Source organism: Vibrio cincinnatiensis, assembly GCF_022113815.1.
Lineage (GTDB): Bacteria > Pseudomonadota > Gammaproteobacteria > Enterobacterales > Vibrionaceae > Vibrio > Vibrio cincinnatiensis_A.
The window spans coordinates 107,678-121,396 of the sequence record NZ_SGOM01000003.1 but is presented as its reverse complement, the minus strand read 5'-3'; the positions used below and the strand labels follow the sequence as shown (position 1 = coordinate 121,396).

Annotated in this window: 8 protein-coding genes; all 8 read left to right on the top strand. The window is 41.3% G+C overall.

The window, feature by feature from the left end; genetic code table 11:
• Positions 1–10 precede the first annotated feature (10 nt).
• The 8 genes from EXA13_RS05605 (at position 11) to EXA13_RS05570 (ending at position 13,620) form a co-directional block, all read left to right on the top strand.
• Entirely contained in the window at positions 11–229 is a 219-nt protein-coding gene (locus EXA13_RS05605) for a DUF2835 domain-containing protein (RefSeq protein ID WP_238132301.1), read from the top strand.
• 187 nt (positions 230–416) lie between these two features.
• Positions 417–5,258: an NAD-glutamate dehydrogenase gene (locus EXA13_RS05600; protein ID WP_238132300.1), complete on the top strand. Its 4,842-nt coding sequence runs from the start codon at positions 417–419 to the stop codon at positions 5,256–5,258.
• A gap of 73 nt (positions 5,259–5,331) precedes the next feature.
• Positions 5,332–6,342: a quinone-dependent dihydroorotate dehydrogenase gene (pyrD, locus tag EXA13_RS05595; RefSeq protein ID WP_238132299.1), complete on the top strand. Its 1,011-nt coding sequence runs from the start codon at positions 5,332–5,334 to the stop codon at positions 6,340–6,342.
• Positions 6,343–6,542: 200 nt separating this feature from the next.
• Positions 6,543–7,091, top strand: a complete 549-nt coding sequence (locus tag EXA13_RS05590; RefSeq protein WP_238132298.1) for a cell division protein ZapC — start codon at positions 6,543–6,545, stop codon at positions 7,089–7,091.
• Positions 7,092–7,612: 521 nt separating this feature from the next.
• On the top strand, positions 7,613–9,754 hold the full coding sequence (rlmKL, locus tag EXA13_RS05585) for a bifunctional 23S rRNA (guanine(2069)-N(7))-methyltransferase RlmK/23S rRNA (guanine(2445)-N(2))-methyltransferase RlmL (RefSeq protein WP_238132297.1): 2,142 nt from the start codon (positions 7,613–7,615) through the stop codon (positions 9,752–9,754).
• Complete coding sequence (locus EXA13_RS05580) at positions 9,751–9,993, top strand: glutaredoxin family protein (RefSeq protein WP_238096260.1); 243 nt, start codon at positions 9,751–9,753, stop codon at positions 9,991–9,993. The genes rlmKL and EXA13_RS05580 overlap by 4 nt, the downstream gene beginning before the upstream one ends.
• On the top strand, positions 9,971–11,890 hold the full coding sequence (locus EXA13_RS05575) for an ABC transporter ATP-binding protein (RefSeq protein WP_238132296.1): 1,920 nt from the start codon (positions 9,971–9,973) through the stop codon (positions 11,888–11,890). The genes EXA13_RS05580 and EXA13_RS05575 overlap by 23 nt, the downstream gene beginning before the upstream one ends.
• Positions 11,891–11,898: 8 nt before the next feature.
• Positions 11,899–13,620 carry a DUF3466 family protein gene (locus EXA13_RS05570; protein WP_238132446.1) on the top strand — a complete coding sequence of 574 codons (1,722 nt, stop codon included), beginning with the start codon at positions 11,899–11,901 and terminating at the stop codon, positions 13,618–13,620.
• Positions 13,621–13,719 lie beyond the last annotated feature (99 nt).

The following is a 13,719-nucleotide window of genomic DNA, read 5'->3' as shown; positions in this document are numbered from 1 at the left end:
ATTGAGTTCAATGAATCACTATTTTTTTACACTTAACATCTCTTATCAAACCTTTCTGGCTCACTATTCTGGTTCCGCCAGTTATGTCATCGTCATGACAGATAATGGGCTTAAGCTGCAACTGTCTGCGACAAAATTGCGACCATTTCTCAGCCAACTTGGAATAAAAGGGCGATTTCGTTTAACGACGGATCAGAAAAATAAATTTGTAAAGCTAGAAATTCTGTAATTTTTAGATTCTATAGTTATTTAACTTGATATTTAGCGCATATTCTTAAGCATTTCACTCACCATCTCATTCTGAAATTGTTAACGTTCAGTTGGCAAATTTTTACAATATTCGCCGCATTACCCTAAGTAGCAACTATGCTTACAGCATACCCTACTCGTTATAATTCTAATATTTGGAGTCGTTTATGACTGCGCGTGAAGGTTTGATGCCGGTTCTCCTTGAAAAAGTTTACCTGCTTATTCAAGACAAACTTGAGCTTAATCAACAGGTCCCCGTTACCCAACTTGGAAAGCATCTATTTAGTAATGTGGCCCAAGATGATCTTACCAAACGAAATGAATCTGATCTCTATGGTGCTCTAGTCAGTCTTTGGCATCATATTACGGAGAAAGATTCAAAAGCTCTATCGGTTCGTGTTTTTAACCCCACGGTGAGTAAACATGGGTGGCAATCAACCCACACCATTGTGGAAATCGTTTTACCAGATAGCCCATTTTTAGTGGATTCAATCAAAATGGCCTTAAGTCGTTTAGGATTAACGTGCCATTTTATGCTCAATGGTCCTACTCATATTGAATATGACAATCAAGGTTTGGTTAAAAGTATTCATCAAAGAAAGGGTTCACTACAATCACTATTTCATATTGAAGTCGATAAGTTAAATACCAAGCAAGAGATGCGAACTCTACAAGAAGAACTGCTGAATATATTCAAGGATGTGACGTTGGTTGTTCACGATTGGAAGCCGATGGTCAGCCAACTCAATCAGGTGATTAAGCAACTAGAGCAACAAAAAGAGTCGATTCCTGTTGAATCAGAACATTATCAGGAAACCTTGAATTTTCTACGTTGGCTTGGTGATCATAATTTTACTTTTATGGGCTATAAAGAATTTGATTTAGTCAATATAGAAGGAGATATCGAACTGCGCCCCACTCAAGAATTAGGCTTAGGTCTATTTTCTGATAGGAAGCGGGTACGGCAAGTGAAGCTTTCTCAATTTTCTGATGCTGCTCGAGTGGAAGCAGAAAAACCATTTTTGCTTATTCTGACCAAGGGTAATAAACAGTCTCGAATTCATCGTCCAGCTTATACTGATTATATTGGTATTAAAAAATTTGATGAAAACGGTAAGGTGGTAGGAGAGCATCGTTTTACTGGGTTATACACTTCGGCTGTCTATAATCAAACGGTGGAAAGCATCCCCCTTATTCGAGAAAAAGTGCAGCGTATCTTGTCTGCAAGTGGATACCGAGCCGGCTCTTATGCCTATAAGGCGCTACATAATATTTTAGAAAATTATCCCAGAGATGAACTATTGCAAGCCAATGAAAAAGAACTATTGGCAGTGGGAATGGGCGTTGTCCAAATGCAAGATAGGGATCTTATTCGTCTATTTGTTCGTCGAGATCCTTTTGGACGCTTTTTTAGTTGTATGGTGTATGTCAGTAAAGAGCGTTATAACACCGAACTAAGACGGCAGAGTCAGCGTATTTTGAAGGATTATTTTGGGTGTGAGCAAGAGGTTGAATTTACCACATATTTCTCAGAAAGCCCTTTGGCAAGAACGCACTACATCGTGCGAGTTGAGAATAATAACGGCAATATCGATGTTAAAAAAATAGAGCAGAATTTAATGGAAGCATCAACCCGTTGGGATGACCGACTTTCTCAAGCGATTATTGCCCATTGGGGGGAGAGTCTGGGAATGCCTCTTGCCAAAGCTTATTTAAGTGCTTTTCCTCGTTCCTATAAAGAAAGTGTCATGCCAGGCTCGGCAGTCTCTGATCTTGAACGTCTTGAAGCATTAAGTGAAGAAAATAAATTAGGTATGCTCTTTTATCGACCTCAAGAAGAGCATAAAACCTCAAAGGCCGTTCGGCTTAAACTTTATCATCGAGATGAACCCATTCATCTTTCTGATGTTATGCCGATGTTGGAAAACCTAGGTTTGCGTATTATTGGTGAGTCTCCCTATGAGATCAGAAAAAACAATGGACAAATATATTGGATCCTAGATTTTTCGATGCTGCACAAAAGTGATAAGCAGGTGGATCTTCGTGAAGCCAGAGATCGTTTCCAGCAAGCTTTTGCTGCGATTTGGCAGGGTAAATTAGAGAGTGACGGATTTAACCGACTCGTGTTAAGTGCTTCATTAACGGGAAGAGAAATCTCTATTTTAAGAGCTTATGCCCGCTACATGCGTCAAGTCGGTTTCCCTTTTAGTCAGCAGTATATTGAAGAAACACTTAATCACTATCCAGATTTGGCGAAAGAGCTTGTGGCTTTATTTATGTGCCGTTTTGATCCTAGCTATCAAGACAGGGCAAAACAACAAGTTAAATTGATCCAAGCACTAACGGAGCAATTTGATCATGTTGAAAGTTTAGATGATGATCGTATTTTACGCCGTTATATGGAGATGATTTGCGCTACCGTACGCACTAACTATTTTCAGTTAGGTAACAATAAAGAGCCCAAAACTTGTCTTTCTTTAAAATTAACTCCACGGGACATTCCTGATATTCCGGCACCAGTGCCTGTTGTTGAAATTTTTGTTTATGCTCCCGATATTGAAGGAGTACACCTACGAGGAGGAAAAGTTGCTCGTGGAGGTTTACGCTGGTCTGATCGACAAGAGGATTACCGTACCGAAATTTTAGGGCTGGTTAAAGCGCAACAAGTAAAAAATACCGTCATTGTACCAGTAGGGGCTAAAGGGGGTTTTATCTGTAAAAGACAGCCATTCTTCACTAGTCGAGATGAAATTTTTGCAGAAGGACAGCGTTGCTATCAACATTTTATTCAGGCGCTATTAGATGTAACCGATAATATTGTGGATGGACAGATTAGTGCGCCCAGCAATGTTATTCGTCACGATGACGATGATCCTTACTTGGTTGTGGCCGCAGATAAAGGAACAGCAACCTTTTCTGACTTAGCAAATTCAATATCAACCGATTATCAATTTTGGCTAGGCGATGCTTTTGCATCTGGAGGTTCCAATGGGTATGACCATAAAGCGATGGGGATCACTGCAAAAGGGGGGTGGGAATCGGTTAAACGTCATTTCCGTGAGTTAGGTATTAACTGCCAAACAACCGACTTTACCGCTATTGGGATTGGTGACATGGCTGGGGATGTTTTTGGAAATGGAATGCTTCTTTCTCAGCATATTCGATTGCAAGCAGCGTTTAACCATGTGCATATTTTTATTGACCCCACCCCTGATACCCAAGTGAGCTGGCAAGAACGTCAACGCTTATTTCAATTACCTCGATCCAGTTGGGAAGATTATAATCTGGCCTTAATTTCACAAGGTGGCGGGGTATTCTCCCGCAAGGCTAAAGCCATTCCTCTCTCTCCTGAGATGCAAAAGATGTTGGCAACCACGAAAAGTTCGCTTGCTCCCAATGAAATGATTAAGTTGATCCTAAAGATGGAGGTCGATTTACTCTGGAATGGCGGAATTGGTACTTATATTAAGGCATCTAGCGAATCCCATTCTGATGTGGGAGATAGAGCCAATGATACGGTTCGCATTAATGGGGAGGAAGTCAGAGCCAAAATTATTGGGGAAGGTGGAAACCTTGGTATGACCCAGCTTGGACGAGTGGAATATGCCTTGTCTGGTGGGCGTGTGAATACCGATTTTGTTGATAATGTGGGAGGTGTTGACTGCTCTGATAATGAAGTGAACATCAAAATTCTCTTAAATAACTTAGTTGCCAGTGGTGATCTAACCATAAAACAGCGTAACCAACTGCTTGAGTCTATGGAAGAGGAGGTGGGAGCGATTGTTATCGAAGATGCCTATACACAATCGGAATCTATCTCTGTTACAGAGTTTCTTGGCGTTGATACGGTAAAAGAACAAATTCGTTTTATCCATCATATGGAAAAAGCCGGCTATTTAGATCGAAATTTAGAACATATTCCGGATGATGAAGCATTATTGGAAAGAGAAAAACAAGGGAAGGCTTTAACTCGGCCGGAGCTCGCAGTATTGGTTGCTTATAGCAAGATGCGGCTAAAAGAGGAGCTGGCTTGCGATGAGATAGCGAATGAGGAATTTCATGCCAAACAATTGATTCATTATTTCCCCTCAAAGTTACGTGGTCACTATGAGGGGAAAATGAAAGAACACCCATTACGTAAAGAGATCATCGCTACTGCATTGGCAAATCAGATGGTGAATGAAATGGGGTGTAACTTTGTTACTCGGTTACAAGAAGAAACGGGGGCACACGTTACAGAGATTGTTAATGCGTATGCAGCGGCTCGGGAAATTTATCAGTTAGAAAATGTCTTAAAAGAGATTCGGTTACTCGATAGTCAAGCCACTAGCGTGGTGCAATACGACATGATGTTCCAAGTCCGTAGAACATTGCGTCGATTATCACGTTGGTTATTACGAAATCGTATGGGTAAAGTCTCGGTCCAGACGATGGTTGAACATTATCAAGTGGATGTTCAACACATAAGGCAACAACTGGATCATGCCTTAGTCGAAAGCGAAGTCGAAGAACATAATATTCTTGCTCAAAGCTGGATCGAACAAGGCGCCAATAATCAAGTCGCACACTATGTGGCACGTTTATCGAGCTTATATTCGGCTTTGGATATTTCGATCATCTCACATGAAAAACAATTTCCGGTAGATCAAGTTGCTAAACTGTATTTCAACTTAGGGGATCGTTTGTCATTACACTGGTTCTTAAAGCAGATTAATCAGCAGGCGGTAGATAACCATTGGCAGGCTTTAGCCCGAGCCGCTTTCCGAGAAGATTTGGACTGGCAACAGCGTCAGTTAACGGCACAGGTATTAACGTGTATCAATCATGTAGAATCATCCGATATACTCAAAGCATTGGACTGTTGGATCGAAAATAATACCAAATCTTTACAGCGTTGGGATTCGATCCTCAATGAATTTAAAGTCGGCACTGTACATGAATTTGCAAAATTTTCAGTGGCCATGCGTGAATTAATGTTGCTCAACTTAAATTGTCAGGGAGCAGAATAAGCATTGAATTGTTAACCGAATAAGTCAATAATAACGCCCCGTTTATTCGGGGCTTTTTTCTTTCGGAGGCAGTATGCTTTACCGCTTAGCCAGAGCTGGCTTTTTTCAACTGGATGCTGAAAAGGCGCATGATCTCGCCATTCAAAATTTCAAACGTTTCACTGGTACACCTCTTGATCTCTTTTATCGTCAACATCTTCCTCAACGTCCTGTTGAATGCATGGGGCTCACTTTTAAAAATCCGGTCGGTTTAGCGGCAGGGCTTGATAAAAATGGGGAATGTATTGAAGCATTTGGAGCGATGGGATTTGGTTTTGTTGAAGTAGGGACCGTAACTCCTCGTCCTCAACCCGGCAATGACAAACCTAGATTATTTCGTTTAGTGCATGCAGAAGGGATCATCAACCGTATGGGATTTAACAACCTTGGTGTCGATCATCTGATAGAGAATGTTAAAAAAGCACATTATGACGGTATCATTGGTATTAATATTGGAAAAAATAAAGACACACCGATAGAAAAAGGGGCAGAGGATTACTTAATCTGTATGGATAAGGTCTATCCTTATGCTGGTTATATTGCTATCAATATCTCTTCTCCAAATACTCCAGGGTTACGTACATTGCAATATGGTGAAGCGCTTGATGAATTGTTAGCAACGCTAAAAGCAAAACAAACAGAGTTGGCTGATCTGCATAGTAAGTATGTCCCACTAACATTAAAAATTGCGCCAGACTTAACTGATGATGAGTTGAAACAAATCTGTCAGTCGCTATTGAAACATAATATTGATGGTGTGATTGCGACCAATACCACATTGGATAGAACATTAGTAGAAGGTATGAAATTCGCTAATGAGGCAGGGGGGTTAAGTGGTCGACCATTGCAATCTCGCAGTACAGAAGTGATTAAACAACTTTATCAAGAACTGGGTGAACAAATTCCAATCATTGGTGTAGGTGGTATTGATTCTTATGTTTCAGCGAAAGAAAAACTGCTTGCTGGAGCAAAGTTAGTTCAAATTTATAGTGGATTTATTTACCAAGGACCGAAGCTTGTAAGTGATATTGTCAAAAATTTATAATGAATGACAAGTGGTAGGGAAAAGAGTCACGTTTTTAGTGGTTTTTAAAAAGTGACAAGGTGACTTTCAGAGGGAATGAATTATTCATTTCCTCTTTTTTTTTATTATCCCCTTCCTAAAATGGCAGTAATAGATAAGTAAAGGTAATGAAGTGGTTTACCTCATCGTTCGATCATCCCGGTAAATAGAGAGCCAGAATAATGCTAAAACCCAGTGATAAATGGAGTTGGTACTATTCAGATAGCGAAGGCTATTTGATGCTCGACCTCGGTGAGGATATGGTATTTCGCACAAATCTTAGCCGAAATTTACTGGTTGATTGTGCATTTTTAGATAACCATTTTTCTGTTGATGATGCATCAGATTACCAAACCTATAAAGAATGCATTAGTGGTTTAGAATTGCCTGAACCACGTAAAGTCGAATTAGCCTTGTACTGTGTGGCTGCTAAACGCTTTCACAAGCCTGTTCAGCCAAGAAGTTGGTTTTTTGACTACCAGCAATCAGATGAAGGACTATCTCCTCAAGAAGGAGATATTGTGAGCTTGGTCAATAGTCATGGTCAAGGTTATTTCATCGTTCTCGAAGTAGGAGAGTGCGCTAGCTTATGTGCTTTGGTTGATCGCCAACCATTTATTTTAAATGGGTCTAAAACATTAGAGTTTGGGCAGGTGATTAAAGTTATGCATGACAGAATGGCGTTGGCTAATCACATTTTACAACCAGAGCTTATTGCATTGGTTGGTTAATTTCCCTAGTTATTTTCGTTCCTTTGTTTCATTTCCCATCGGCGTTTCGCCGATTTTTTTTGTTTTCTACTTTATAAAAACCGATTAAACCTCACTAGAGAAGGCGATATTCTGCGCATTTTTTCTCTTCTTTTTTTACCATACGTGACATTCCTCAAGCGGTGAATTCTGTAAATCTCCGCAAAAATTCCCTTTTTAACAAGATTTGTTGTTAAATTACAGTGCTAACTTCATTCTGGTATAGTCCAAAATGCACGTGAATAAATACTCACTTTGCTTTGAGTTTAGTAAAAATGTAGATAACACATCAGAAGGAATAAGTTGGTTGAGTTGATATGGTGGTTATTTTTATTCAACTTTGGATGAGTGCTGTTAGAGGAAATAGAGAGTGAGTGGAAGAGCTCAACTGATTAATGATTAAACAACCTAAGGGTTTTTTGTTAAAATTCGTTGTTTAATTTAGCCATGACCTTTAGTTGTCAGCTATAATCTGAAACCATTTTTAGCAGTTAAAGAACACTATGAATCAATATCTAGCGGTGACCTCCAATGGTCTTGAGAACCTATTAGTAGAAGAACTAACCCAATTAGGGATTTCTGATGCCAAACCTGTTCAAGCTGGGGTTAAGTTTTCCGCCTCCAACGAACATATTTATCGCTGCTGTTTATGGAGCCGGCTTGCTTCTCGATTCGTACGTGTAGTTGCTGAATTTACTTGTCAGAATGATATGGACCTATACTTATCGGCGACAGCAATTAACTGGGTTAACCATTTTCATAGCTCGAAAACATTTATTGTGGACTTCAATGGCACTAACCGTGAAATCCGTAATAGCCAATACGGTGCCATGAAAGTTAAAGATGCCATTGTTGATTGTTTTAGTAAGAAGAATTTACCTCGTCCATCGATCAGTAAAGATCAACCCGATCTTCGAATTCACGTCCGACTCCATAAAGAAAAAGCCTTGCTAGGTATTGATATGGTTGGTGCTGGATTGCATATTCGTGGCTATCGCCCTGAATCGGGTCGCGCTCCTTTACGAGAAACATTAGCTGCCGCCCTTATTCTGCGTAGTGGATGGGAGCCAGGCCGCCCGTTGCTCGATCCCATGTGCGGTTCTGGAACCTTATTGATAGAAGCGGCGATGATGGCAGCCAATATCGCTCCCGGCTTAAAAAGAGCAAAATGGTGCTTTGAAGCTTTAGAAGACTTTCAACCGGAACTCTGGGCTGAGATAAAATCAGAAGCAGCCGTTCAAGCTCGTAAGGGTGTCAAAAAAACTGACACTAAGTTTTTTGGGGCAGATAATGACCCTCGTGTTTTGCAAATGGCAAAAGAAAACGCCCGACGAGCAGGGGTTGATGAACTGATTCAATTTGAGTTAGCTGATGCGGCAAAACTGACTCGTCCACAAGGTTTTGAGCATGGTGTGATCATATGTAACCCACCTTATGGTGAACGGCTAGGTACTCATCCCGGCTTGATTGCTCTCTATACTGCCTTTGGTGGGCAGTTAAAAGCCGAGTTTGGTGGCTGTCAGGCTTCTATCTTTTCGAGCTCTGATGAACTACTGAGTTGTTTGCGTATGCGAGCAGAAAAACAGTTCAAATTGAATAATGGTGCGTTACCTTGTCACCAAAAGAACTACACGATTGCAGAACGAGACACTTCTCAACTAACGGACGTATCAGGTCCGTCACTCATTGCTCCTGATTTTGCCAATCGATTGAAAAAGAACCTTACTAAAATAGGCAAATGGGCAAAACGAGAAGGGTTAGACTGCTATCGGATCTATGATGCTGATCTTCCTGAGTACAACGTCGCTATTGATGTTTATTTAGATCAACTCGTCATCCAAGAATATGCACCGCCCAAAACGATTCCTGAAGAAAAAGCCAAACGTCGCTTAACTGACATTATTCGTGCTGCGATTCAGGTGACAGGCACTGATGCAAATAACGTGGTACTCAAAGTGCGTGAACGTAAGAAAGGCGCGGCTCAGTACCAAAAATTAGCTCAGCAGTCTCAGACATTCACGGTGAATGAATATGGGGTCAAATTGTTGGTTAACCTGCATGACTACCTTGATACAGGGCTATTTTTGGATCATAAGTTAACTCGACGTCGTCTTGCACAAATGGCCAAAGGAAAAGACTTCCTTAACTTATTTGCTTATACCGGCTCGGCAACAGTTCATGCCGCTTGTGGCGGAGCCAAATCCACCATGACGGTCGATATGTCAAAAACCTACCTTGAATGGGCGAAAGAAAACATGAAGCTCAATGGGCAGGTTGGGCGGCAACATCAGTATGAACAAGCGGACTGTTTACAATGGCTAAGCTCGGCGAAAGGATACTACGATTTAATTTTTATTGATCCTCCTACTTTTTCCAACTCAAAGCGCATGGAGCAGACATTTGATGTGCAACGAGATCATATTCTATTGATGGAAAACCTTAAACGAATTTTACGCCCTGGTGGCACCATCGTATTTTCTAATAATAAGCGCCATTTTAAGATGGATATGGAACAGTTGGATGAACTTGATTTGCTTGCGCAGAATATCTCAGCTCAGACATTACCCATGGATTTTGAGCGTAACAAGCACATCCATAACTGCTGGTTAATTACCCATAAACCACAAGAGCAGGGGCGAGTGTGATCACTCTCTATAGTACCTCGGGCTGTCACTTGTGTGAGCAAGCTTATCAGCTGCTCACACAAGCGAATATTGCCGATCCGATCACTATTGCAGATATTGCTTTTGACGATGAGCTATTCTCTCGTTACGGTGTCACCATACCCGTGGTCGCATGTCAAGGCGTTGAACTCAATTGGCCTTTCGATTTTAATGAATTAACTCAGTGGTTAGAAAATAATGGCATTAATTACCATTCATAACGGGTTGCTGGCGTTCGGTGACCACCCTTTATTGGATCATGCAGACTTTGCTTTGCAAGAAAATGAACGTGTTTGTCTTGTTGGCCGTAATGGGGCCGGAAAATCGACGCTGATGAAAGTATTAGCCGGCGAGATTTTAATGGATGATGGCAAAATGCAGATCATGCAAGATGTGGTGGTTTCTCGTTTAGAACAAGATCCGCCACGTGACCAACAAGGTAATGTGTATGATTATGTGGCAGGTGGCTTAAAAGAAGCTGGGGAACAACTTAAGATCTATAACGATCTGCTTGATCTTGTGACTCACTCGCCAACAGACGCCAATATTAAGAAATTATCCACAGTTCAAGAGCAACTGGAACATTCTGGTGCTTGGCGATTTGAAGACCGAATTAATAATGTTCTCACGGCGTTAAAACTCAATGGTCAGACGAAACTGAGTGAACTTTCCGGAGGTTGGCAACGAAAAGCGGCTTTAGCACGCGCTTTGGTATGCGAGCCCGATGTTTTGCTTCTTGATGAGCCAACCAACCATTTAGATGTCACAACGATTGAATGGCTGGAAGGCTTCCTTAAAGATTTTCGTGGTTCCATCATCTTTATTTCTCACGATCGTACGTTTATTAAAGCAATGGCCACTCGTATTTTGGATTTAGACCGAGGCAAACTGAACTCTTTCCCTGGCAATTATGATCAATACTTGGTTGAAAAAGAAGAGCAATTGCGTGTAGAAGAGATGCAAAATGCTGAGTTTGATAAAAAGTTGGCTCAGGAGGAGATCTGGATTCGTCAGGGCATAAAAGCCCGTCGAACCCGTAACGAAGGACGAGTGAGAGCCTTAAAACAGTTACGACAAGAACGAAGTGAACGACGCGAAGTTCAAGGTAAAGTCAACCTTAAAATTGATGATGGAGCTCGCTCAGGAAAAATTGTATTTGAAGCGGAAAACCTTAACTTTTCAATTCAAGGCAAACCGATTGTTCGTAACTTTAGCTTCAATATTATGCGGGGAGACCGCATTGCATTGATTGGCCCGAATGGTTGTGGGAAAAGCACCTTGCTTAAGCTATTGCTCGGAGAGCTGGCTCCAGATAGTGGCCGACTGCACTGTGGCACAAAACTAGAGGTCGCTTACTTTGATCAGTATCGTGAGCTACTCGATCCTGAAAAAACCGTGATTGATAACCTGGCTGATGGCAAACAAGAAGTGACCGTGGCAGGGCGTCAACGTCATGCCTTAAGTTATTTACAAGACTTTTTATTTGCGCCTAAACGCGCAAGAACGCCGGTTAAAGCCTTATCGGGCGGAGAGAAAAACCGCCTATTACTGGCAAGAATTTTTCTAAAATCGAATAATTTATTGGTGCTTGATGAACCGACTAACGATTTAGATATCGAAACATTGGAACTTTTAGAAGATTTACTTGCCAACTATCAGGGCACATTATTATTAGTGAGCCATGATCGTGAGTTTGTTGATAATACTGTGACCACGAGTTGGATTTTTGAAGGTAACGGACAAATTGAAGAATTTGTTGGTGGCTATCATGATGCTCAGCAACAACGTCAACAAGTACGACAAACTCGAGCAGGTGAAGATACAGTACAGAAAGTGGAGCCAGCTATTGAGCAAACGTCCAAATCTGCATCACAAAAACCAAAAGCGAAGAAGTTATCTTATAAACTCCAACGCGAGTTGGAAACTTTGCCTGAACAACTTGAGCATCTAGAAGAGCAAATTGAAGCGCTACAGTTACAGGTGAATGAACCCAACTTTTTCAGCCAAGCTGTAGAGATTACCCAACCCATTTTAGATAAGCTGGCTGCTTATGAGCAGGAGCTTGAGATTGCCTTTGAGCGTTGGGAAGAGCTTGAAGCAATACAACAGGAAAGTTAATGAAACCAATGAGTAGTAATACGTTTAAACGGACGTTGGTGAGTGCCGCAATTTTAGCTTCAACCTCAGCATCCGCTGCACTTTATGAAGTAGTTGAGGTGACACATCCAGGAAACTACTTGTTTAAAAGTAGTTATGGTGTCGCCATTCAGCCAGGTATGGTCAATGAGCCATTAGGCTGCTTTAATGCTAGTACCACACCCACACAATGTGAATTTTTACTAGCCGGAGAAACGCGATTAGTGGAAGCACATGCGGGTGAAGCGGTCGATGGGCTTAGCTATCGAGAAGAAGTGCCATTCCGGTTAGATAATAGTTTTGCCTATGTACAAGATAATAGTGATTTTAAAAACTATTGTAGAAATGAACTTGGTTATTCAATTTGTGATACATGGGCATCCATTCGTTGGAACCTTTGGGATAAAGAGATTAATGGTGATACAACGCCAAATGCCATCGCTTTTATTGAAGACAAAGGGGCAAGGGCAGCATCAGTAATTGATGTTGCCAATAATGTTAATAATGTTGTTATCAATAGTTTGACCGAAGATGAACAACCTGTCGGCATTGTTTCTGCACTTGGAGATAGGACAGGGTATCGGCGAAATTCAGTTACGGCGTTTGTTGGAACGGATGATTATACTGTTAATGGCAGTCTACAAACGAGGGCTTGGAAAACGGATGGTACTTATACCGTCGGTAGCATTGCTACCGAGAATACCAATAGCCAAGGGGATTACTATACTTCGAAAGGGACGATCTGGAAGAACAGCACTGTTGCTATTCAGGTACCGTGGGGAGCAGGTGTTGCAGCAAAACGAAATCAGCTTTTAGCACAAGGTAGCCTCCGAGATTTTGTCATCTCTGATGATGGCGATTCGCTTTACGCCGTCGGTTTTAATACTTTCTATGAAAAATATCACTATATGCAAGCGAGTGTTTCTTTATTGACCATTAATGATGATGATAGTCTTAATCATAAAAAAACCGTTGAAGTTAAAGGTGCTACAGTTTATTCCGGTGGTGGGACAAGCGGAGATAAGCTTCATACTAATTCTATTTTAACTTCTGTGAATGAGAACTTAATTGCAATAGGCGAAGCCAAACGAGCAAGTTCAAAGCAAGGAGCTTATGCGAATCGGTTGTTTATTGTTCCCAATGTTGCTGCTGAGCCACCAACCGCTGCATTCTTATCGGGAGGCATTTTCTTTGAAGGTGCAGGGGGTAAAGCGGGCGCAATTAATAACTATAATGAAATGGTTGGTCAAATCGATGCCGATAACACTCGTGAGGTTAATGGTAAACCACGTCGTAAACGTGGCTTTATCTACCCATATGATGATGATAATAATAAGACAGAGCTTACTCGCAGAGAAATCTTTAATAACCAGGCTTGGTGGTTAGATGATTTAACTAATGGTGGTAAACATTCTACCGATAATAACCAATACCGCATTATTGATGCGACCGATATTAATGATGCTGGTGTTATTGCGGCAACCGCATTTAAATGTGATGGTGGTTATGATTCAACTGCGCACAATGCCACCTGTGGTAATGGCACAAGAGAAGAAAGCACTGTTGCGGTTAAGCTTATTCCAATAGCAGGTGCAACGAGCGACAATATTGTTCGCCGAGGAATGGACGAACGCGCAACCGAACGTAAAGGTGCTGCGGTAGGTTTGTGGGCTTTGGTTTTATTAGGGCTCTTTGGGTTCCGCAGGAAATAGCGAAAAATTGTCAAATAGGGCACAAGTTCACAGATTTGGACTTGTGCCTTTTTTACGCCTTGAGAAAGCCCGTTTTTTGGCCGATTCTTAATGATGTGG